This window comes from Nocardia beijingensis NBRC 16342 (assembly GCF_001612785.1).
GTDB classification, from domain to species: Bacteria; Actinomycetota; Actinomycetes; order Mycobacteriales; family Mycobacteriaceae; genus Nocardia; species Nocardia beijingensis.
In genome coordinates this window covers 11,300-36,933 of sequence record NZ_BDBC01000012.1, presented here as the reverse complement: position 1 = coordinate 36,933, position 25,634 = coordinate 11,300, and the positions used below count along the sequence as shown (strand labels likewise).

The window sequence follows — 25,634 nt, the reverse complement described above, 5'->3', positions numbered from 1 at the left end:
GATACGACTAGACTGAGCCGGGCTGCTGTCAGATAGCTTGACCCATCAGAGTGTCGATGCTCCACCGCAGATTCAAAAGTTCTGTTTTCAGATTTCGAGACGACTGGAAATGCCGACAAACGGGAGGTGTGGGAGCTGTCGCGGAGGCCGCGGTGTCCGATCCGGATACCGGGGACCGGCCGATCGAGCTACACGCGAAACCTGAACGGCGCGGCGAACAGCAGGGGTAGCGCCGCTTCTGAGTAGACGAACTGCATATAAAAGCCAGATTTCGGACGCGGAGAGCCCGGCGGGCTTCCGTCATGCCTTCGTGCGTCCGGGTAGGAATAAGGGGTTCATGCGATGCATCTGAAGTCAGACGGAAGCGCCGACGGCGAGCAGGGTCTGATTCCGCTCTCGAGTGCGCAATACGGCATGTGGCTCGCGGACCATGTGCCCGGTGGGCCGGCTGTCAACATCGCACACTGCGTCGAGATCGAGGGGCCGGTGGATCACGACGCGTTCACCCGAGCGGTGAACGACGGCGGTCACGAAACCGAGTCGCTTGTGGTGCGCGTGGTCGAATCCGACGGCAAGCCCTATCAATTCGTCGACCGGACCATCATCTACGACGAGCCGGTGCTGGATTTCAGTGATGCGGAGGATCCGGTCGCGACGGCGATGGAGTGGATGCGCCGCGACTACAACACCAAGGCGGTCGATCTCAGCCGCGACCGGCTCACCGAGACGAGGCTGATCCGGGTCGGGGAGGACCACTACTTCTGGTACGGCCGCGCGCACCATCTGGTGATCGATGGGTACGGCGCCTTCAACAGCTTGACCCGGATGGCCGAGCACTACAACGCCCTGCTGGAGGGCAGGCCGCCGACGCGACTGGACGCGGCGAGCCTGCACGACATCGTCGCCGCCGAGCACGCCTATCGCGCCAGCTCGCGCTACGAGGCGGACAAAGCGTATTGGTTGAACAAGGTTTCGGATCTGCCGAAGCCGGTCAGCCTGTCCGGCCGCACGGCCCGTGCAGGCAAGATCGATCGCGTGGCCGGGTTGCAGCTGCCCGCTCAGCTGACCGACCGGCTCGACCGCTTCGCCGACGAAGTGAACGCCTCCGCAGCGCAGGTCGTGATCGCGGCGTTCGCCGCTTTCCTCGCCAGGATGACCGGCACCGACGACGTCGCGCTGTCGCTCCCGGTGACCGCGCGGGTGACCAAGCGCCTGCGCAACGCCGCCGCGATGCTGGCGAACATGGTGCCGATCCGCTTCGCCGTGAACCACTCGACCACCGTGGGAGAGCTGGTGCGCGCCTCGGTGTCCGAGATCGTCTCGGCCATGCGCCACCAGCTGTACCGGTTCGAGGATCTGCGCCGCGACTCCGCCGCGATCGACTCCTCGGCGAACTCGTTCGGCCCGATCGTGAACATCCTGTTCTTCGACTCGGAGATTCGCCTGGGCTCGGCCGTCGGCCGCTACCGCGCCCTGACCTCGGGCGCGCTGGAGGATCTGCAGCTGAATCTGTATCGCTCCGGTGCGGACGCGCCGCTGCTGATCGAGCTGCACGGCAATCCGAATCTCTACGGGCAGGACGAACTCGAGTCGCACGCCGACCGGTTCCTCGATTTCCTGCGACGGATGATGGACGCCCCCCTCGACACCCGCATCGGTGACATCCAGCTCGTCGGCCCCGCCGAAGAACTGCGCATCGTGACCGAACTCGCGGGCCGCGACGGCGAAACCCCCACGGCCACATTGGTGGATCTGCTGACCAGGCAAGCCGCGGCGGCTCCGTCCGCGGTGGCGGTGACGTCGGAGTCCACCACCCTCACCTACCGCGAACTCGACGAACGGTCCAACCGGTTCGCCCGCGGGCTCATCGCGCTCGGCGCCGGACCGGAAGCGCTGGTGGCCATCGCGATGCCACGCGACGCCGACCTGATCGTCGCCGTGCTCGGCGTGCTGAAATCCGGCGCGGGCTACCTTCCGCTGGATACCGCCCATCCGGCCGAGCGGCTGGACTACGTGCTGGGCGACGCGAATCCGATCGCGGTGGTCACCACGCGGGACATGCGCGAGCACGTGCCGGGCGATCCAGGCCGCGTGGTGCTGTTCGACGACGTTCTCGCCGCGCGGGAATCCGCCGACCCGATCACCGAGGCCGAGCGGACCCGCGTGCTGCGTCCCGACCACCTCGCCTACGTCATCTACACCTCCGGTTCGACCGGCCGCCCGAAAGGCGTCTCGATCACGCACCGCGCCGTGTCCACCTACCTGGTGAACTCGTGCGCGGAGATCGGAATCCGGTCCGACGACGTCTGGACGCTGTTCCACTCCTTCGCCTTCGACTACTCGGTCTGGGAGATCTTCGGCGCGCTGGTCAGCGGCGGCCGGATCGTCGTCGTGGACAGCCTCACCGCCCGTTCGCCGGACGACGTGGTGCGCCTCGCGGCGCGGGAGAAGGTCACCGTCTTCAGCCAGACGCCTTCGGCGTTCTACCAGTTCGCCGCCGCACGGCAGCGCTACGCGCACGCCGGTGAGCCGGACGGCGAGCTGTCGCTGCGGCTGGTCGTCCTGTCGGGCGAAGCGCTCGACCCCGCCGCGCTCGCCGACTGGTACGAGCACAACCCCGGCCTTCCGGTGCTGGCCAACAGCTACGGCATCACCGAGACCACCGTCTTCGTCACCTACACCGCCCTCACACCGGACGTCGCCGTTCCGGGCGCACCGAGCACGGTCGGTCCGGCGCTGCCGGGCTTGCGCACCTACGTCCTGGACGAGCGGCTGCGCCCGTGCCCGCTCGGAGCGTGGGGCGAGATCTACGTCGCGGGAACGCAGCTGGCGCGCGGCTACCTCGACCGGCCCGCGCTCAGCGCGGCGCGTTTCGTCGCCGATCCCTTCGGCGCTGCGGGGCAGCGCCTCTACCGCAGTGGCGATGTGGCGCGCTGGAATCACCAGGGCGAACTGGAGTATCGCGGCCGCGCCGACCAGCAGGTGCAGTTGCGCGGATTCCGCATCGAGCTCGACGAGATCCGCAACGCGCTGCTGGCGCACCGCAGCGTGGCCGCGGCGGTCGTCATGGTGCATCTGCCCGGCACCGAGGCCGCCCGGCTGGTGGCGTACGTCGTGCCCGCCGTCGGCGCCACCTGCGAGCCGGATGTCCTGCGTGCCCACGTCGGCGAGATGCTGCCGGAGTACATGGTGCCGTCGAGCGTCGTCGTCATCGACGCGGTGCCGCTGACGGTCAACGGCAAAGTGGACTACCGGGCGCTGCCCGAGCCGGTCTTCGATTCGGCCGCGGCGTACGTCGCGCCACGGACGGCCGTGGAGGAATCGATCGCGGACGTGTTCGCCGAAGTGCTGGGCACGGACCGGGTGGGCGTGTTCGACAGCTTCTTCGAACTCGGCGGCAACTCGATCACCGCGACCAGCGCGGCCGTGCGCATCGCGGAGGCGACCCGGTGCGACGTGTCGGTGCGCGACCTGTTCGTCAAGCAGACCGTCGCGGAACTGGCCGCGCACATCGAGGACGGACACCGCTCCGGCAGGCCGGTGCTGCGGGCGGCGGCCCGGCCCGACCCCGTCCCGCTCGCGCCGGCGCAGAACCGGATGTGGCTGGTCAACCAGACCGACCCGGCCTCGGCCGCCTACAACATCCCGCTGATCGTGCAGCTCACCGGACGTCTCGACGTGGCGGCGCTGCGTGCGGCGCTGACCGACGTGATCGATCGGCACGAATCGCTGCGCACCGTCTACCCCGCCGTGAACGGCGAAGGGACACAGGTGATCCTGCCGGCCGAGGAGGTCGTCGCCGGGCTCGACCTGACGCCGCGGCCGACCGACCAGGACGACATCGAGGACCGGATTCGCGACCTGGCTTCGGTGGGGACCGATCTGCGCGAACGCGCCCCGATCCGGGTGGCGCTGCTGGCGACCGCCGACCGCACGCGGCATGTCCTTGCCGTGGTGCTGCACCACATCTGCTGCGACGGCTCGTCGCTGCGGCCCCTCGCGACCGACGTCGCGATCGCCTACGAGGCGCGGGCGCAGAAGAAGATCCCGGACTGGGAGCCGTTGAGCGTCCAGTACGCCGACTACAGCGTCTGGCATCGCAGCCTGCTCGGCGACCCGGACGATCCGGAGTCACGCGCGGCTCGCCAATTACGGTACTGGGCAGAGCGTTTGGCGGGCATGCCGCCGGTGCTCGAGCTGCCTGCCGACCGGCCGCGTCCGGCCCGCCGGTCCATGCGCGGCGACGTCGCGGACACCGTGATCCCCGCGGAGACCTTCGCCGGGATCGAGCGGCTGGCGCGCGCGGCCAACGTCACGACGTTCATGGTCGTCCACGCCGCCCTGGCCGTGCTGCTGGCCCGGATGTCGGGCTCGGCGGACATCACCGTCGGCACACCGGTCGCCGGTCGCGGTGAACGCGCCCTCGAGCCGCTCATCGGCATGTTCGTCAACACCGTGCCGCTGCGTACCGAGGTGTCCGCCGAGGAGTCGTTCCTCGAGTTCCTGACGCGCGTCAAGGGCATCGACGTGGACGCCTTCGCCAACAGCGACCTGCCCTACGAGCGTGTCGTGGACGAACTGCATCCGAAGCGGTCGATGGCGTACGCGCCGCTGTGCCAGGTGTATCTGGCGTTCCAGAACATGGACCGGGCGAGCTTGGAACTGTCCGAGCTGACCGTCGAGTTGCTCGATCCCGGCGCCGAACCGGCGAAGGTGGACCTCATCGTCACCGTGGCCGAGAACACCGCAGCGGGCGGTGATGTCGCGCTGCGCGTCAACTACGCCACGGACCTCTTCGACCGGGAGACCGTCGAAGAGCTGGCCGAACGGCTGAACCGGGTGCTCGACGCGTTCGTGGCGAACCCACGGGCGCGGGTCGGTGACGTCGACCTTCTGTCGGGGGTCGAGCGTCTGGGCCTGGTCCCGGCCTCCGGCGGCCGCGCCGAGACGCCGAAGGTGCTGGCGGACGTGCTGCTGGTCGGTGAGCGCACCTCGCCCGCCGTGGTGGCGGGGGAGCGGGTGCTGACCTACGGAGAGCTGGACGAGTGGTCGAATCGTCTCGCGCGGGTGCTGATCGACTGGGGCGTCGGGCCGGGTGACCAGGTCGCGCTGGCCATGGGGCGGTCGGTGGAGTTCGTGGTCGGCGTGTGGGCGGTGGCGCGGGCGGGAGCCGCGTTCGTGCCGGTCGACCCGCGTCATCCCAGCGAGCGGGTCGCGCACATGGTCGCGGACTCGAACATCGAGGTCGCGCTCACCGTGGAGGCGTCGCGCGCCCTGCTTCCCGGTCACGTGCGGCAATTGGTGCTCGACCATCCCGGCACCGAGGCGTTCCTCGCGGCGCAGTCACCGGCCGCGGTGACCGACACGGACCGCGTGCGCCCCTGCCGGGTGGCCGACGCGGCCTACGTGGTGTACACCTCGGGCTCGACCGGCAAGCCGAAGGGCGTGGCCGTGACTCACGAGGGCCTGGCGAATTTCGCGATCGAGCAGCGCGAGCGCTATCGGGTGGACCGCAGGTCACGTGTGTTGCAAGTGGCCGCGCCCGGCTTCGACGCGGTGATGCTCGAACTGCTGATGGCGCACGCGAACGGTGCGGTGCTGGTCGTGTCACCGCCGGAAGTGTTCGCCGGAGCGCAACTGGCGCAGTTGATTCGCGCACACGAGGTGTCGCACGCCTTCGTGACCCCCAGCGTGCTGGCGACGATGTCGCCCACCGGACTCGATTCGCTGCGGGTGCTGGTGGCGGGCGGGGAAGCGGTGTCGGCCGAGACGGTCGCCGTCTGGGCGCCGGGGCGACGGCTGCACAACGGCTACGGCCCCACCGAGACCACGATCATGGTGGCGATCAGCGATCCGCTGTGCGTCGGCGACACGGTGACCATCGGCGGCCCGATCCGCGGCGTCGACGCGGTGGTCCTCGACGACCGGTTGCGGCCCGTCCCGGTCGGGGTGACCGGGCAGTTGTACGTCTCGGGCGTGCAGCTGTCGCGCGGGTACCTCAACCGTCCCGCCTCCACCGCCGCGACATTCGTCGCCAACCCGTACGGCCCTGCGGGCACCCGCATGTACGGCACCGGTGACCTGGCGCGCTGGACCGCCGAGCACACGCTGGAATACCTGGGCCGCACCGACTTCCAGGTCAAGATTCGCGGCCAGCGCATCGAACTGGGCGAGATCGAAGCCGTCCTCGCCGGACACCCCACCGTCGCGGCGGCGGTCGTGGTCGGCGTGCAGACCGAGACCGGCGCGCGGTTGGCGGCATACGTGGTGCCCGCCGACGGCGCCGTCGACACGGGGGAACTGACCAGGTACGCGGCACAGCGCCTGCCGTCGCACATGGTGCCGGACACGGTCGTGGTGCTCGACCGGCTGCCGCTGTCGTCGGTGGGCAAGGTCGACCGCGCCGCGCTGCCGGAACCGGAATTCGCGCCCGCCGTTGAGTTCGTCGCGCCGCGTAACGCCACCGAGCAGATCGTGGCGGACATCTGTGCCGGCGTGCTCGGCATCGAACGCGTCGGCGTGCTCGACAGCTTCTTCGATCTCGGCGGCAACTCGCTGTCGGCCACCCGCGCGGCCGCGCAGCTCAGCGGCGCGTTCGGCGTCGAGGTGCCGTTGCGCGCGATCTTCGAGGCGCCGACCATCGGGGCGCTGGCGGAGCGGCTGCGCAGCGCCGACGCGGCGACCAGGGCGCCGCTGGCGCCGCAGGAGCGCCCTGACCGGATTCCGCTCTCGCCCGCACAGGCCCGGATGTGGTTTCTCAATCAGTTCGACACGAGCTCGGCGGTGTACAACATCCCGTTGGTGGTGCGGATGTCGGGAGACCTCGACGTGGCGGCGATGCACGCGGCGATCGGGGATGTCCTCGAACGGCACGAGGCGCTGCGGACCGTCTACCCGGACAGCGACAGCGGGCCGCATCAAGTGATCGTTTCGGTGCCGACCGCGCTGCCCGTGCTGACACCGGTGCCGGTCACGGCCGATGAGGTGGAGGCGCGCGTCGCCGCGGAGGTCACCGTCGGCTTCGACGTCACCGCCGAGGTGCCGCTGCGCGTCGCGCTGTTGCGCAGCGCACACGACGAGCATGCCTTGGTGCTCGTCGTCCATCACATCAGCTTCGACGGGTCCTCGCTCGCGCCGCTGGCCGCGGACCTGATGACCGCCTACCGCGCCAGGGTCAGGAACGAGGCGCCGCAGTGGGCGCCGTTGCCGGTGCAGTACGCCGATTACGCGCTGTGGCAACGGAAGGCGCTCGGCAGCGAGGACGATCCGCACAGCCCGGCCGTCGCCCAGACCCGGTACTGGCTCGCGGCTCTGGCCGGACTGCCCGAGGTGCTGGACCTGCCCACCGACCGTCCGCGGCCGGCGAAGCAGTCCTTCCGCGGCGCCACCGTCTCGGCCACCCTCCCCGCGGATCTGCACCGCGAGGTGGTCGCGCTGGCCCGCCGCCACGACGCCACGGTCTTCATGGTGATGCACGCGGCCTACGCGGCGCTGCTGGCGCGGCTGTCCGGCACCGGGGACATCGCGGTCGGCACACCGATCGCCGGTCGCGGCGAGCCCGGGTTGGACGGCTTGGTCGGCATGTTCGTCAACACGCTGGTGCTGCGGACGCACATCGAGCCCGCCGCGTCCTTCGTCCGGATCCTGGATCAGGTCAGGGCCACCGACCTGGCCGCGTTCGAGAACGCCGACATCCCGTTCGAGCGTCTGGTGGAGGTGCTGAACCCGCCGCGCTCGACCGCGCACGCGCCGTTGACACAGGTGGGCTTCTCGTTCCAGAACATCGAGATCCCCACGGTGCGGTTCGAGGGACTGACCGTGTCGGCGCAGATGGCCGATCCGAGCGTGGCGAAATACGACCTGCACCTCAATCTGGTCGACGCCCTGGCGGCGGACGGCGAGCCGGGTGACATGGCGGTCGAATTCGGTTACGCGACGGATCTTTTCGACGAGGCGACGATCCGGTCGATGTTCGATCGCTACGTGCTGTTGCTGCGCGCGATCGTCGGTGATCCCACCCGCGCCATCGGCGACATCGATCTGCTGACCGCGCGGGAGGCGCGGCGGATCGCGGCCCGGTCCAGCGGGGTGCGGACGCAGGCTCCGGCGGCGACGATCGCGGACCTGTTCGCCGCGCAGGTGGCGGCGACGCCGGAACACACCGCGGTGCTGGACGCCGCCGACGGCGCCCGGCTGGATTACCTGGAGTTCGGCGCGCGGGTGAATGCGCTGGCCCGTGCGCTGATCGGGCGCGGCATCGGGCCGGACGCCATCGTGGCGGTGGCGATGCGCCGCTCGGTGGATCTGCTGGTCACGTTGTACGCCGTGCACGCCGCGGGCGCGGCCTACCTTCCGCTGGACCCGGACCATCCGGCCGACCGGGTGCGCTCCGTCCTCGCCGCCGCGCGGCCCCGCGCGATCCTCACCCGGCCGGACGACGGGGCGAGCCTGCCCGGCGACGTGCCGGTCTGGACGCTCGGCGAACTGGAGGACGAGCGCCCGGACGCCTCGCCGCTGACCGATGCCGACCGGACCCGGCCGCTGCGCCCGGAGGATCTGGCCTACGTCATCTACACCTCCGGTTCGACGGGTGTGCCCAAGGGCGTCGCGGTTCCGCACGCCGCGGTGGTCAACCAGCTGCGCTGGATGCGCGATCACTACCGGCTCGGCGGCGGCGACGTCATGCTGCTGCGCACCCCGGTGACCTTCGACCTGTCGGTCTGGGAGCTGTTCTCCGCTCTCACCTGCGGCGCCACCTTGGTCGTCGCGGGTCACGACGCGCACGGCGACCCGCGCGAGATCGCCCGGTTGATGGCCGAGTACCGCGTGACCACCGTCGATTTCGTCCCGTCGCTGCTCGCGGCGTTCCTCGACGTGGCGACGCCGGACCAATTCCCCGACCTGCGGCGCGTGCTGTGCATCGGTGAGGCGCTGTCCGCCGAGATCGCCCGGCGCTTCCGCGCTTTCAGCGATGCCAGGATCGACAACCTGTACGGTCCGACCGAGGCGGCCGTCAGTGTCACCGCGCACCGGATCGACGCGGTCGAAGGCGCGGCCGTGCCGATCGGCGTCCCCGAGGCGAATGTGACCGTGCACGTGCTGGATTCGCGGTTGCATCCCGTGCCGGTCGGCGTCACCGGCGAGCTGTACCTGGGCGGGGCGCAATTGGCTCGCGGATACCACGAACGCCCCGATCTGACGGCGGCGACGTTCGTGGCCGATCCGTTCGGCGGCGCGCCAGGCGCGCGTCTCTACCGCACCGGTGACCTCGTGCGCTGGGGCGACGACGGCAACCTGCGCTATGTCGGCCGAGCCGACACGCAGGTGAAGCTGCGCGGCCTGCGGATCGAACTCGGCGACATCGAAGCCGCGCTGATCGCGCACGAGCAGGTGCACGCCGCCGTCGCGCAGGTACGCGTCGACGGCGGCGAGCAGCGCCTGGTGGCCTATGTCGTCGCGGACACCGCGGTGGACGTCCGGCAGATTCGCGCTTCGCTGCTGGACCGGCTGCCCGCGTACATGGTGCCGTCGTCGGTCACCCGGATCGCCTCGATTCCGCTCAACGCCAACGGCAAAGTGGATTACCGGGCCTTGCCCGAACCGGACCCGAGCATCGAGGACGCCGAGTTCCGCGCGCCCCGCGGCCTGGTCGAACAGGCCGTCGCCGCGGTTTTCGCGGAACTGTTCGACCGTCCCGAGATCGGCGCGGACGACGACTTCTTCGAGCTGGGCGGCAACTCGCTGGTCGCGACGCGCGCGCTGAGCCGGATCGGGGACATCGTCGACGTGAGCATTCCGGTGCGCGCGATCTTCGAGGCCCCGACCGTGTCCGGTCTGGCCGAGCGCATCGCCCGGTTGCGCGCCGTGCCGAGCCTGCCCGCGCCGACGCGGGTCACGCGGCCGGACCGTATCCCGTTGTCGCACGCGCAGACCAGGATGTGGTTCCTCAACCAGTTCGACCCCGCGGCGCCAGGGTATGTCGTGCCGCTGGCGATCCGGCTGGAAGGCGCGCTCGATCCGGCCGCTCTGACCGCGGCCGTCGGCGATGTCCTCGAGCGGCACGAGAGCCTGCGCACCATGTACCCGGCGGTCGACGGCACGCCAACGCAGGTCGTGTTGAACGCCGCGGACGTGCTGGCGACGGTCGATCTCACCCCGCAGGCGGTCGGCGAGCGGGACCTGCCGCACCGGCTGGCCGAATTCTGCGGAACCGGATTCGACGTGGCCAAGGGTGTGCCGCTGCGCGTGGCGCTGTACCAGTTGTCCGACGAGGCGTGGACGCTGGCGCTGGCCGCGCACCACATCGGTTGCGACGGCTTCTCGGTGGCGCCGCTGGCCGCCGATCTGGTGACGGCGTATCGCGCCCGCTCCGGCGGCGCCGCGCCGGACTGGGCGCCGCTGCCGGTGCAGTTCGCCGATTACGCCTTGTGGCAGCGCGCGGTCCTCGGTTCCGCGGACGACCCGGACTCGGTGGTGGCCCGCGACATCGCCTACTGGCGAACGCGACTCGCGGGCGTACCCGAGCTGCTCGAGTTGCCGACCGACCGGCCGCGGCCGGTCGAGCAGTCCCAGCGCGGCGCGGTGCTGCGCGTCGCCATACCCGGTGAACTGCAGGGCCGGGTGAAATCGCTGGCCCGGCGGTCCGGCGCCACCACGTTCATGGTGGTGCACGCGGCGCTGGCGGTGCTGCTGTCGAGGCTGTCCGGCAGCGCCGACGTCACCGTCGGCGTGCCGCACGCGGGCCGGGGCGACCGGTCGCTGGACCACCTGGTCGGGATGTTCGTCAACACCTTGGTGCTGCGGTCGCGGATCACGCTCGACCAGACCTTCGCCGACCTGCTCGACCAGGTACGGCGCACCGACATCGAGGCGTTCGACCACGCCACCGTGCCGTTCGAGCAATTGGTGGACGCGCTGAACCCGGTGCGATCGACCGCGCACACACCGTTGTTCCAGGTGCTGCTCGCCTACCAGAACATGGCGCGTGCGCGCGTCGAGCTGCCGGGGCTCACCGTGGAGAACGTGGACCCCGGCGACAGCGCGGCGATCTACGACCTGCTGCTGATGATCAGCGAAGGGCACGGCACGCACAACGAGCCGACCGGCATGACGCTGCGCCTGACCTACGCCACGGACCTGTTCGACGAGGACACGGTGCGCGACTTCGCCGACCGGTTCGTCCGGGTCCTCGACGCCGCGGCCCGTGACGCCGAGGCCACCGTCGGGGAGATCGGCTTGCTCGACGAGGCGGAGCGGTCCCGGATGCTGGAGCGGTGGAACGACACCGGCGGCTCCGCCGCGCCGGGGCGCACGCTCGTCGACGTCTTCGACGAACAGGTCGCGCGCACCCCGGACGCGACAGCGCTGCTGCTTCCGGACGGAAGCACGGCGACGTACCGGGACTTCGACGCACGCGTCAACCGGCTGGCGCGCGGGCTCATCGAGCGCGGCGCCGGGCCGGAGACGATCGTGGCGGTGGCCGTCCGCCGGTCGGCCGAGCTGGTCACCGCCCTGTACGCGGTGGTCAAGGCGGGCGCCGCGTTCCTGCCCATCGACCCGGATCACCCGAGCGCGCGGATCGCGCACGTGCTCGGCGCGGCCGATCCGCTGCTGGTGCTCACGACCGAGAACGACGGGCGCGGCCTGCCCGGCGGATTCGCATACGAGCGGATCGACCGGATGGACCTGACCGGCTTGTCCGGCGCCCGGATCACCGATTCGGAGCGGCACACACCGCTGCGGCCGCACCATCTGGCCTACGTGCTGTTCACCTCCGGATCCACCGGCGTCCCCAAGGGCGTGGCGCTGACCCATGCCGCCACCGTCAGCCAGCTGGCGTGGGCGCAGCGGCAGTGGCCGCACGGAACGTCCGACGCGGTGCTGCACAAGACGCCGATCACCTTCGACATCGCCGTGTGGGAGTTGTTCTGGCCCTTGCAGACCGGCGCGCACATCGTCGTCGCCGAGCCGGGCGGACATCGCGACCCGGCATACCTGGCCGAGATCATCGCACGGCACGAGATCACCACCGTGCACTTCGTCCCCTCGATGCTCGACGTCCTGCTGGAATCGGCAGGCGTCGCGGAACTGCCGTCGATCCGGCGGGTGTTCGTCGCGGGTGAGGCGCTGGCGCAGCGCACGGTCGACGCCGCCGCGCACGTCTTCGCGCACGCGGAGCTGGTGAACTGGTACGGGCCCGCGGAGGCGGAGGTGGTCACCGCGCAGCGGTGCGCGCCCGGCGCGGCCGCCGTCGCGGCGGTGCCGATCGGAGCGCCCGCCGCCGGGATGAAGGTGTACGTGCTCGATGCGCGGTTGCGTCCGGTGCCGGTCGGCGTCGTCGGTGAGCTGTACGTCTCGGGTGTGCAATTGGCGCGCGGATACCACGCGCGCGCAGGCCTCACCTGCGCCGCTTTCGTCGCGAACCCGTTCGGCACGGCGGGGGAGCGGCTCTACCGGACCGGTGACCTGGTGCGGTGGCGCAGAACGGGCGAGCTGGAGTATGTGGGGCGCAGCGACTTCCAGGTGAAGGTGCGCGGTCAGCGGGTGGAGCCCGGCGACATCGAAGCCGCGTTGCGCGCGGTCGGGCCGGTGGCGCGTGCGGTGGCCGTCGTGACGACCGATCGCATCGTCGGTTACGTCACGCTGACGCCGGGCGCGGTGACCGACGGACGCGCGATCCGCGAACAGCTGACGCGCACCCTGCCGTCCTACCTGGTGCCCGACGTCGTGCAGGTGCTCGACGCGATGCCGCTCACCGCCAACGGCAAACTCGACCGGTCGGCGCTGCCACGGCCGATGTTCGACGACGGCGCCGACTTCGTCTCGCCGCGCACGGACACCGAGGCGGTGCTGGCGCGCCTGGTCGCCGAGCTCACCGGCGCGCAGCGGGTGAGCGTCACCGCGAACCTCTTCGAGATCGGCGTCAACTCGCTGTCGGCCGCGCAGCTCGCGGCGCGGGCGCAGGCGGGCATCGGTGTCGATGTCGGCATCAAGGACGTCTTCGACGCGCCGACCGTCGCCGCGCTGGCCGATCGGATCGCGGCGCGGAGCCGGTCCACCGCAGTGCCGTTGACCGCGCGGCAGCGCCCCGCCGCGGTCCCGTTGGCGGCGGCGCAGCGAAGAATCTGGTTCCTCAACCAGTTCGACACCGAGTCGGCGGCCTACAACATCTGCTTCGCGGCCCGCTTGACCGGCCCGCTGGACGCCGATGCGCTGCGCGCCGCGTTCCTCGACGTGGTGACCAGGCACGAACCCCTGCGGACGGTCTATCCGCTCGTCGACGGCGAACCCTGCCAGCTCGTGCGAGACGTCGCGAGCGTCGCCGCGGACCTGGCGTTCGACGCGGAGCCGGTCGCGGGTGCGACGGAACTGGCCGACCGCATCCGGGACGCGGTGAAAGCGGGATTCGACCTCGCGGAATCCGTGCCCGTGCGGGCGCGGCTGTATCGCACCGCACCGCGCGAGCACGCGCTGGTGGTGGTCGTCCATCACATCGCGGCCGACGGCGCGTCGATGGCTCCGCTGGCGCGCGACGTGTTCGCCGCGTACCGGGCGCGGGTGAGCGGCCACGCGCCGCGATGGGAACCGCTTGCGGTCCAGTACGCCGACTACGCCCTGTGGCAGCGGGAACTGCTCGGCTCCGAGGACGATCCGGCCTCGCTGATCGCGCGGCAGATCGATTACTGGACCGAGGCTCTCGACGGTTCCCCCGAGCTGCTCGCCCTGCCGACGGACCGGCCGCGGCCCGCCACCCTCTCCACCGACGGCGCCGGCATCCGGTTCGAACTGCCCGCGCGGCTGCACGACCAGATCGTGCGGCTGGCTCACCGGGAGGGCGTCACCGTGTTCGTCGTGCTGCACGCCGCGCTGGCGATCCTGCTGGCGCGCACCGCGCACAGCGACGACATCTCGGTCGGCACCCCGGTGGCCGGTCGCGGCCGCCCGGAACTCGACGACTTGGTCGGCATGTTCGTCAACACCGTGGTGCTGCGTACCCGCATCGACGAGAACCGCTCGTTCCGTGAACTTCTGGCCGAAGTGCGGGATGTCGACCTGGAAGCGCTCGCGAACGCCGAGCTGCCCTACGAACGGCTCGTCGACGTCATCGGACGTCCGCGTTCGACGGCGTATTCGCCACTGTTCCAAGTGATGTTCGGGTTGCAGAACACCGCGCCGGCCCGGTTCGAGCTGCCCGGCATCGGCGTCGAGGTGATGGATCCCGGCATCGCCCAGGCCAAGACCGACCTCACCGTGCTGGTGACCGAGCGCCGCGACGGCGATCGGCCCGCCGGAATCGACGGCGAGATCATTTACGCCACCGACCTTTTCGTCGAGTCCACCGCGCACGCGCTGGCGGAGAGGTTCGTTCGCGTTCTCGAAGCGGTCTCCGCCGATCCGGCGCGGGCCATCGCAGGCATCGGTCTGCTGAGCGCTGCCGACACCGAACGTCTGGTGCCCGCGCGGGGCAGCGAGGGTACGCGTCCTTGCCTGCTCCCCGATCTGCTGGCCACGGCCGTGGCCGCCGCTCCGGAGGCGGTCGCCCTGATCGGGGACACCGAAACCCTCACCTACGCACAGCTCGACGCCAGGGCCAACCGGCTCGCTCGTCACCTGCTCACCCAGGGTGCCCGGCCGGGCGCGTTCGTCGCGCTGGCCGTGTCCCGGTCGGTCGACTATCACGTCGCCATGTGGGCGATCGCGAAGACCGGCGCCACGTTCGTTCCGATCGATCTGCGCTACCCCGCCGAGCGGATCGCGCACATGATCGGCGATTCCGGTGTCGGCATCGGGATCACGATCGCGACCGCCCGCGCGGAACTGCCCGACGCCGTGCGCTGGCTGCTGCTCGACGATCCGCGCACGGCGGAACGGATCGCGGCGAACTCCGGCGACGCGGTGACGGACGCGGAGCGCGGACGGGCGCTGCGGATCGAGGACGCCGCGTATCTCATCTACACCTCCGGTTCCACGGGCACGCCCAAAGGTGTCGTGGTCACGCATGCGGGGTTGGCGAACTTCGCGGCCGAGCAAACCGATCGTTACCAGGTCGACGGCACGTCACGGGTGCTGCAAGTGGCGGCGCCCGCGTTCGACGCGGTACTGCTCGAAGCGTTGATGGCCCACGCGGCCTGCGCGGCGTTGGTCGTGTCGCCGCCGGAGGTGTTCGGCGGGCCGGATCTGGCCGAACTGATGCGCACGCACCGGGTGTCGCACGCGTTCCTGACGCCGAGTGTGCTGGCGACTATGTCGCCCGCCGGTCTCGACTCGGTGCGGATGCTCGCGGTCGGCGGCGAGATGGTGCCCGCGGAGCTGATCGCCACGTGGTCGCCCGGACGGCGGTTGCACAACATCTACGGCCCGACCGAGACCACCATCGTGATCACGATGAGCGACCCGGTGCGGCCGGGCGATCCGATCGCGATCGGCGGCCCGATCCGCGGCGCGGAGGCCCTGGTGCTGGACGCGCGCTTGCGCCCGGTGCCGGTCGGAGTCGCCGGGGAGCTGTACCTTTCGGGTGCGCAACTGGCGCGCGGATATCTCAACCGGCGCGCGGTCACGGCGGGCGCGTTCGTCGCGAATCCCTACGGTGGGCCGGGCGCGCGCATGTACCGCACGGGTGACATCGTCCGCTGGACGGCGCGGCGCACGGTGGAATACGTCGGCCGCAGCGACTTCCAGATCAAGATCCGTGGCCAGCGCATCGAACTCGGCGAGATCGATGCCGCGTTGCTCACCCATCCCGCGGTGGCCGCCGCGGTGACCGTCAGCCGCACGGGACCGGGCGGGCAGCCCGTGCTGGCCGCGTACATCGTCGCCGAGGCCGCTACGGCGGTGGATCCGGAGGCCGTGCTCGAACACGTGGCGTCGGTGCTGCCTGCGCACATGGTGCCGTCGGTGCTCACCGTGCTCGACCGCATGCCGATCACCTCGACCGGCAAGGTCGATCGGAAGGCGTTGCCGGAGCCCGTTTTCCGCGCCGTCGCGGACGACGCCGAAGCGGCGTCGACCGATCTGGAACGCACCATAGCTGCGGCGTTCGCGGATGTGCTCGGCATCGCGTCGGTCGGCGTCAGCACGTCGTTCTTCTCCCTGGGCGGCGATTCCATCCTGTCGATCCAGCTGGCTTCCCGGTTGAAATCCGCGGGCGTGGTGGTGACGGCACGCGACATCTTCGAGCAGAAGACCGTCCGCGGTCTGGCGCGGGTCGCCGCGGCCGCCGGACGGGTCGGCCTCGCGGAGTTGCCTGGCGGCGGCGTGGGAGAGATCCCGTTCACGCCGGTGGTCTCCTGGTTCACCGAACGCCTCGGCGCCGCACCTCGTTTCGCGCAGTCGATGCTGGTGCGCTTGCCGGGCGACGCGCGCGTCGACGACGTAATCGCGACCGTGCTGGCCGTTCTGCGACAGCACGACATGCTGCGCGCACGACTGCGCGAGCAGTACATGGAGGTGCCGGCCCCGGCCGCCGCCGAGGCCACGGGCGCGGTGCTGGCCCGCACCTTCGGCGCGCACGAGACGCCGGGCAGCGCGGGATTCGCCGCGGTGGTGGAAGCGGCGCTGGCCGAGGCGTCGGACCGGCTCGACCCGGCCGAGGGCCGGATGGTGCAGGTCGTGTGCCTGTTGCCGGACCCGGGCATCGACGCGGAGGGGCGGGCGCTCGTCGTCATCCATCACTTGGCGGTCGACGGCGTGTCCTGGCGCATCCTGATCCCCGACTTCGCGACCGCCTGGCAGCAGGTCACCCAGGGACGCGCGGTGGAACTGCCCGCGCAGGGCACGTCCATGCGACGGTGGGCGCACGCGCTGGCCGACGCCGCCGCGGCCCGCGCCGAGGAGTTCGACCTGTGGCGCCGGATGAGCGCGGCCCCCGACCCGCTGCTCGGCCGCGCGGCGCTGGACCCCGAGGTGGACACGCACGCGACCGTGCGGCATCTGACGCTGTCGCTTCCGGTGGAGATCACTTCGGCCTTGCTCGACACGGTGCCGAAGGCGGCGCACGGCACCGTCGACGACGCGTTGCTCGCCGGCCTGGCCGTGGCGACGACGCGCTGGCGCCACCGGCGCGGTATCGCGCACGCGGGTGTGAAAGTCCTGTTGGAGGGCCATGGCCGCGCGGAGCAGATCGCCGAGGGCGCGGATGTCTCCCGCACGGTGGGCTGGTTCACCGACACCTACCCGGTGGCGCTGGACCTGAGCGGTGTCGACGCGGACGATCCGCGCGCCGCGGTGAAAACCGTGAAAGACCAGCTGCGCGCGATCCCGGACAAGGGGATCGGCTACGGCCTGCTGCGCTATCTCCACGCGGGCACTTGCGACCGGCTCGCGGCATTGCCGGAGCCGCAGATCAGCTTCAACAATCTCGGCCGGGTCGGCGTCGATCTGACGACTCTGTCGGAGCTGGCGTGGATTCCGACCGACGAGCCCTTCGACCGGCGCGGCGCCTTCGATCCGGACATGCCCGCGGCGGCGGCCGTCACGATCGACGTGCACATCGAGGACACCGCGGCGGGACCACGCCTGGCGGCGCACATCGGCTACGCGTCCCGGCTGCTCGCGCACGACGACGTCGCCGAACTCGCCGACGAATGGGCCGGTGCGGTGACCGCGATCGCCACCACGGCCCGCGCCGACGAGGACTGGGGGCTCTCACCCGCCGACGTTCCGCTCGTGGCGGTCGCCCAATCCGATCTGGACACGTTCGCCGACCGCTACGGAACCCTCCGCGAGGTCTGGTCGCTGGCGCCGCTGCAAGCGGGCCTGCTGTTCCACGCCGAGCTCGCCGCGGGTGATCTCGACGTCTACACGGCGCAATCGACGCTCACCCTCGCCGGCGTGATCGATGAGGATCGGCTCGAACGCTCCGCCGCGGCCTTGCTCGAGCGCCATCCCAACCTGCGCGCGGCCTTCGTCCGCACCGCCGACGGTGTTCCCGCGCAGGTGATTCCGGCGTCCACGGCCGTGCGCTGGCGGCGCGTCGAACCGCACGAGGCGACGACGCCGGAGGAGCTGATCGCGGCGGAGCGAGCGGTTCCGTTCGATCCCGCCGATCCTCCGCTGCTGCGCTTCCTGCTCATCGCTGTGGGGCCGCAGGACTACCGGCTCGTGCTGACCGCGCACCACCTGCTGCTGGACGGTTGGTCGTTGCCGTTGCTGTGGCGGGAGTTGATCGGCCTGTACGCGGTCGGAGCGCGGGCGCAGCTGCTGCCCGCCGCGGCGTCGTATCGCGGTTACCTGGAATGGCTGGATCGGCGCGAGTCGTCGGCCGGGATCGAGGTGTGGCGCGAGGTCCTGCGCGATTTCACCGAACCCACCGTGGTCGCCGACGCGCGGACGCACACGACGGTCGGCATCCCGGTCGACCTGGCGGTGGTGCTCGATCGTGCCGTCACCGCGGAACTGGTGGAATTCGCTCGGGCGCGGGCGGTGACCATGGCGACGATCGTGCAGTTCGCCTGGGCCGTGGTCCTGGGCAATCTGCTCGGCGCCGAGCGCGTGGTGTTCGGCAGCACGGTGTCGGGACGTCCCGCCGATCTGCCGGGCGTGGAGTCGATGATCGGCTTGTTCATCAACACCATTCCGGTCGCGGTGCACGTCCCGCCGGTGTGCACCGTCGAGGACGCGCTGCGCCGGTTGCAGGCCGACAACACCCGCGTGCTCGATCATCACGACGTCGAGCTGTCCCGGATCCTGTCGGCCGCAGGCGCTGGGCAGCTGTTCGACACGCTGGTCGTGTTCGAGTCCTACCCGGTCGACAGCAGCGGCCTCGGCGACGCCGACATCGACGGCATGCGGGTGGTCGCGGCGGACGGAAGCGACGCGGCGCACTACCCGATCACCGTGCAGGCCCACCAGACCGATGAGCTGCACGTCAGGATCCGCTACCAGCCCGACCGCGTCGACGACCGCACGGCCTCCGGTCTGGCCGCCCGCATGGAGACCGTGCTGCGCGCCGTCACGCGTGACCCAGGGGCGCGGTTGGACGCGGTCGACCTGCTGACACCGGCCGAGCGCCGTGCCCTGGTACCCGCGACGGGCGGACCCGCCGCCCCGCCCCGCCTGCTGGCGGAGCTGTTGGGCGCCGGCGTCGCGGTGAATCCGCAAGCGGCAGCGGTGATCTCGAACGAGGGCACGATGTCGTACGCCGAGTTGGACGCCTGGTCGAACCAGGTCGCGCGTGAGCTGATCGACTGGGGCGTCGGCCCCGGCGACCAGGTGGCGCTGGCGATGGCCCGATCGGTGGAACTCGTGGTCGGCATGTGGGCGGTCGCCAAGACCGGCGCGGCGTTCCTGCCCGTCGACCCGCGCAATCCCGCCGAACGGGTGGGGCACATGGTCGCCGATTCCCAGGTGCGGGTGGCGGTCACGGTGCTGGCGTCGCGAGAGCTGGTCTCCGGTCCGGTCCGGCGTCTGGTGCTCGACGATCCGGAAACCAGGAAGACGATCGAGGCGCGGTCGCAGGCCGCGGTGACCGACGTGGACCGGACGCGGACGCCGCATATCCGCGACACCGCCTACGTGCTGTACACCTCGGGCTCGACCGGGACGCCGAAGGGCGTGGCGGTCACCCACGAGGGGCTGGCCAATTTCGCGGCCGTCGAACGCGATCGCTTCGGCGTGGACAGCCGGTCGCGGGTGCTGAACGCGTCCGCTCCCGGGTTCGACGTCGTGGTCCTCGAGCTGCTGCTGGCGCATGCCAACGGCGCGGTGCTCGTGGTGCCGCCACCGGAGGTGTTCGGTGGCCCCGAACTGGCGGACTTCATCCGGAAACAGCGGGTGTCGCATTCGTTCATGACACCGAGCGTGTTGTCGACGATGTCGCCGGAGGGGCTGGACTGCCTGCGGGTGCTGATGGCAGGCGGCGAGGCCGTGACGCCGGAGATCGTCACGCAGTGGTCGCCGGGACGGCGACTGCTGAACGGATACGGTCCGACCGAGACGACGATTCTGGCCGGAATCAGCGGCCCGCTGCATCCCGGTGCGACCGTCACGATCGGTGGTCCGATCAGCGGCGTCGAGGCCGTCGTGCTGGATGCCAGGCTGCGTCCGGTGCCGGTGGGCGTGGTCGGTGAGCTGTATCTGGCGGGTGCGCAGTTGGCCCGCGGATACGTGAACCGGCCCGTGGCGACATCGGGTGCGTTCGTCGCGAATCCGTTCGGCGCGCCGGGATCGCGCATGTACCGCACCGGCGACCTGGCTCGCTGGACGCCGGAACACACCGTGGAATACCTCGGTCGCAGCGACTTCCAGGTCAAGATCCGCGGGCAACGGATCGAGCTCGGTGAGATCGAGGCCGCGCTCGCCGCGCATCCCGATGTGGAACACGCGGTCGTCGTGCTGCGCGAAGACGAGCGCGGCGTCGGCAGGCTCGCCGGCTATCTGGTCGGCGCCGAGCACGTGGACCCGGAGGAGGTCATGGCAGCCGTCCGGCTGCGGCTGCCCGCGCACATGGTGCCCGACGCGTGCACGGTGCTCCCCGAATTCCCGCTCACCAGAACCGGGAAGCTCGACCGCCTAGCGCTTCCCGCCCCGCGGTTCGCGGCGGCGCGGGCCTGGATCGCGCCGCGTACCGAGACCGAACGGCGAGTCGCGGAGGTCTTCGGCAGCGTGCTCGGCATCGACCGGGTCGGAGCAGCCGACAGCTTCTTCGACCTCGGCGGCAACTCGTTGTCGGCCACGCGGGTGACCGCCCAGCTCGGGACCGCGCTCGGCGTCGGCGTCGGCGTGCGCGACCTGTTCGAAGCGCCGACGGTGGCGGAACTGGCCGTCCGCCTCGACGCCTCCGAGCGGACGACCCGGGTTCCGCTCGTGCCGCGCACCCGGCCTGCGCTGATGCCGCTGTCACTGGCACAACAGCGGATGTGGTTCCTCAACCAGCTCGACACCTCCGTGGGCGCGTACAACATCCCACTGGTGATCCGGCTGACCGGCGACCTCGACACCGACGCATTGCGGCGCGCGTGTGAGCTGGTCATCGACCGGCACGAGTCGCTGCGGACGAAGTTCCCGATGACCGACGGGGCGCCGCATCAGGTCGTGGTCCCCGTCGAAGAGGTCGCGATCGGGCTGACCGCCGTGCCGGTCGAGGCGGAGCGGCTGATGGAGCGAGTGCTCGCCACCGTCTCGGCGAGCTTCGACGTGACGCAGGCGCCCCCGCTGCGCACGGCGTTGTTCCGGCTCGGCGACGACGAGCACGTTCTGGTCATCGCCGTGCACCACATCTGCGCCGACGGACAGTCCATGCTGCCGCTCGCGCGGGATGTCGCGATGGCTTACCAGGCGAGTAAGCAAAGGACGCAACCGTTCTGGCCCGCGCTCGCGGTGCAGTACGCGGACTACACGCTGTGGCAGCGTGAAATGCTCGGTGACGAGCGCGACCCCGGTTCGGTCATGTCCCGGCAGCTGCGGTTCTGGACCGACACCCTGACCGGGTTGCCGGAACTGCTCGAACTGCCCACCGACCTGCCTCGTCCCCCGGTGGCGTCCATGCGCGGCCGGACCGTCGATTTCGAGATCTCCGCGGCGGTGCAGGAGCGGATCGGCGCGGTCGCGCGCGCGGCGAACGCGACGGTGTTCATGGTCGTGCACGCCGCGCTGACCGTCCTGCTGTCGCGCTCGGCCGGTGTCGCCGACGTCGCGGTGGGCACCCCGGTGGCGGGCCGAGGGGAGCGCGAACTCGACGATCTGATCGGCATGTTCGTCAACACCCTGGTGCTGCGGTCACGAGTGTCGTCGCGCCAGTCGTTCGCCGACCTGCTCGCGGCGACGCGGGAAACGGATCTGGCCGCGTTCGCGCATGCCGACGTGCCCTTCGAGCAGGTGGTGGAGGCGATCAACCCGCCGCGTTCCACGGCCCATCTGCCGCTGTACCAGGTGACGCTCGATGTGCAGAACCTCGGCAAGGCCGCGCTGCGGCTGCCGGGGCTCACCGTCGAGCCGGTCGAGAACGGTTTCGAACCGGCGCAGGCCGACCTGAACCTCAATCTGGTCGAACGGTCCGGCGCCGAGGGCGAGGCGGACGGCATCCGGGGACGCCTGACCTACGCCACCGATCTCTTCGTCGAGGAGACGATGACCCGGTTCGCGGCGGCCTTCGTGCGGATCTTGGAGCAGGTCACCGCGAACCCGGACATCGTGGTCGGCGACATCGACCTCGTGGGTCCGGCGCAGCGTCGCGAGCTGCTGGCGGCGGCCGGTGGCGCCGGAGTCGCGGTGCCGGAGACGACTCTCGCGGAGCTGTTCGCCGCCCAGGCGCTCGCGCGCCCGGACGCCGTCGCGGTGACCGACGGCGCGTCGCGGCTGACCTACGCGGAGCTGGACCGGCGCTCCGCCGCGGTGGCGGCTCGGCTGGCGCGGCTGGGCGTTGGCCCGGAAACGCTTGTGGCCGTGGCGTTGCCGCGCTCGGCGGAGCTGATCGTCGGCCTGCTCGGCGTCGTCCGCGCGGGTGCGGGTTATCTGCCGTTGGATGTCGCGTATCCAGCTGAGCGATTGCGATTCATGCTCGACGATGCTCGTCCGGCCGCGGTTCTGACTTCGGCAGCGCTGGCAGCCGGGGTGCCGGAGTGCGCCGCGCCGGTACTGCGCATCGAGGATTGCGCCGACGCCGATCCGGCACCGGTATCGGCTGCGCGGCCGGGCAATGTCGCCTACGTGATCTACACGTCGGGATCGACGGGCCGCCCGAAGGGTGTGACGGTCGGCCACCGGGAAGCGGTCACCCTGTTCACCAACGCGGCCGAGCGATTCGACCTCGGACCCGACGACGTGTGGACGATGTTCCATTCCTACGCTTTCGATTTCGCGGTGTGGGAGATCTGGGGCGCGCTGCTGTCCGGCGGCAGGGTGGTCGTGGTGGACTACGACACCTCCCGGTCGCCGGAGGCGTTCGTCGACGTCGTGGCGCGCGAGGGCGTGACGGTGCTGAGCCAGACGCCGTCGGCGTTCTACGGATTCATGGACGCGGAGCGCCGCTATCGCGAGTCCGATTGCCCGGCAGGCGATCTCGCATTGCGCTATGTCGTCTTCGGCGGTGAGGCGCTGGACACGTCGCGACTGGACGACTGGTTCGCCGCGCACGCGCCGGGAACGCCACGGCTGATCAACATGTACGGCATCACCGAGACGACCGTGCATGTCACCTTCTCCGAGGTCACCCGGCCTGGCTCGGCCGGGATCGGTGTGCCGCTGCCCGGGTTGCGGGTGTACGTCCTCGACGACCGGCTGCGTCCGGCGCCGATCGGCGTCGCCGGAGAGATCTACGTGGCCGGTGGCCAGCTCTCGCGCGGGTATCTGGGAGCCCGGGCACTGACCGCGAGCCGATTCGTCGCGAACCCCTTCGAGCCCGGCGGCGCCCGGCTCTACCGCTCCGGGGACGTCGGCCGGTGGCGGAAGTCCGGGAGCGCACTGGAGTTGGCGTACGCGGGCCGCGCCGACGCGCAGGTGCAGTTGCGCGGCTTCCGCATCGAACTCGGCGAGGTGGAGTCGGCGCTGCTGCGGCACCCGCTCGTCACCCAGGCCGCGGTCACGGTGCACCGGCACGAGCGGGGTGTGGATCAGTTGATCGGCTACGTCGTCGGCGTCGACGGCGAGCGGATCGACCCGGCCGAGGTCCGCGAGACCGCCGCCCAGGTGCTGACCGGTTACATGGTGCCCGCGACGATCATGGTGTTGCCCGCACTGCCGTTGACGGTCAACGGCAAGCTCGACCGCAGAGCACTGCCCGACCCCGAGTTCCAGGAGGCGACGACCGCGTTCGTGGCGCCGCGGACCCACACGGAGAAGGTGATCGTCGAGGTCTACGCGCAGGTCCTCGGCGTCCAGCGGGTCGGCGCGACGGACGGGTTCTTCGATCTGGGCGGCAACTCGCTGCTGGCCACCCTGGTGGTGACCGAGTTGCGCGGGCGCGGCGTGACGATCCAGTTGCCGTGGATGTTCGACGACGCGACGCCGCGGGCCTTGGCTGCCAGGGCCGACGGCACGGCGGGCGGCTCCGGGCTGCAGGTGCTGCTGCCGCTGCGCGCGCACGGCGCGAAGCCGGCGGTGTTCGCGGTGCACCCCGCGGGCGGGCTGGCGTGGTTCTACGGCGGCGTGGTCGAGCATCTGCACAAGGACCGGCCGGTCTACGGCCTGCAGGACCCCCATGTCGTGGCGGGCGAACCCGGTGCGCATTCGGTCGACGAACTCGCCGAACGCTATGTCGCCGAGATCCGCCGGGTGCAGCCGAGCGGTCCGTATCACCTGCTGGGGTGGTCGCTGGGCGGTGCGATCGCGCATGCCGTCGCGGTCCGGCTGCAGCGGGAAGGACAGCGGGTCGGCATGCTGGCCATGATGGACAGCGCCGTCGGCGACGCCGAGTCGCTGGCCGCGGCGATGGGCGGCGCGGCGGACGAGCCCGCGCCGGGCGAGCTGATGGCCGATCTGCTCGGTGGCTGGCGTGAGCTGTTCGACCTCGGCGCCGAGGTGACCGCGCGGACCCACGAGCAGGCCTGGACGGTGATCCGTGACCAGGTCACCGCCACCGGGATGTTCACTGCCGACCAGGTCGACCGGGTGATGGAGAGCTTCCGGACCGCGACCGGCATCGCCCAGGAATACCGGCCGCAGGTCTTCGACGGCGATCTGGTCTTCTTCACCGCGGGCAAAGACCGCGCCGACCACGACGCGGCCGTGCGGACGTGGCGGCCGTTCATCACCGGCGAGCTGTACAACACGGTCGTCGACGCACGGCATCTCGAGTTGACCCACCCACACGCTCTGGCCGCCATCGGCCCGATCCTCGAAAGGTTCTTGCACGCATGCTGAAGACTCTCGATCAACTCCAGCAACTCCGGCTCGATGACGGCAGGACGGTCGCCTGCACCAGTCCGGCCGAGGCGCGGATGTTGTGGTGCGAGATGTCGACCGACGGCTTCTACCGGCTAGCCGCGGCGCTCCTGCGGCCGGGGGACATCGCACTGGACATCGGCGCGAACATCGGGCTGAGCGCGATGATGTTCGCCGACGCCTGCCCCGGCGTCCGGGTGATCGCCGCGGAGCCCGCCCCGGCGACCTTCGACTGTCTGCGGCACAACATCGCCGCGCACGTGCCCGGCGGCGTGCCGTTGCCGGTCGCGGTCGGCGCTGCGCCCGGCAGCGCGTCGTTCACCTGGTACCCACGGGCGTCGGCGAATTCGGGTCTCTACGCCGACCGCGAAGCCGACGACCGCGCCACCGAGATGTATCTGCGCAACAGCGGCCTGAACGACGAGGCGATCGCGCTCATCACCGCGGGACTGCACGAGGGGGAGCGGATGGACGTCGAGGTCACCACCGTCTCGCGGATCCTCGACGAGCACGGCGGGAGGGCGGAGGTCGGCTTGCTCAAAGTCGACGTGGAGCGCGCGGAGCTGGACGTGCTGCGCGGCATCGCCGACGCGGACTGGCGGCGCATCCGCGCCGTTGTCGCCGAGGTCCACGATCGCGACGATCGCTTGGCCCAGTGCTGCGCGTTGCTGGGCAGGCACGGCCTGCACGCGCGGACGCGCCAGGACCCGAGCCTGGCCGGAACAGAACTGCACGAGATCTACGCCGTCCGGCCGGAGACCGTCTGACGGTCGCGCGCCGTACATCTCCACCCGGGCACGGAAATGGACGCCGCCGCA

The 25,634-nt window shown here is 70.9% G+C and carries 2 protein-coding genes; both read left to right on the top strand.

What is annotated here, in order from left to right:
- The first annotated feature begins 342 nt into the window (after positions 1 to 342).
- A complete protein-coding gene (locus tag NB3_RS07985) occupies positions 343 to 24,795 on the top strand; it encodes a non-ribosomal peptide synthetase (RefSeq protein ID WP_067798877.1) in 24,453 nt (8,150 codons plus the stop codon).
- Positions 24,789 to 25,583: an FkbM family methyltransferase gene (locus tag NB3_RS07980; RefSeq protein ID WP_067798874.1), complete on the top strand. Its 795-nt coding sequence runs from the start codon at positions 24,789 to 24,791 to the stop codon at positions 25,581 to 25,583. The genes NB3_RS07985 and NB3_RS07980 overlap by 7 nt, the downstream gene beginning before the upstream one ends.
- The last annotated feature ends 51 nt before the right edge of the window (positions 25,584 to 25,634 follow it).

Excerpts from the sequence above, each read along its gene's own strand:
- NB3_RS07985 (WP_067798877.1), top strand. The coding sequence starts at position 343 with ATGCATCTGAAGTCAGACGGAAGCGCCGACGGCGAGCAGGGTCTGATT.
- NB3_RS07980 (WP_067798874.1), top strand. The coding sequence starts at position 24,789 with ATGCTGAAGACTCTCGATCAACTCCAGCAACTCCGGCTCGATGACGGC.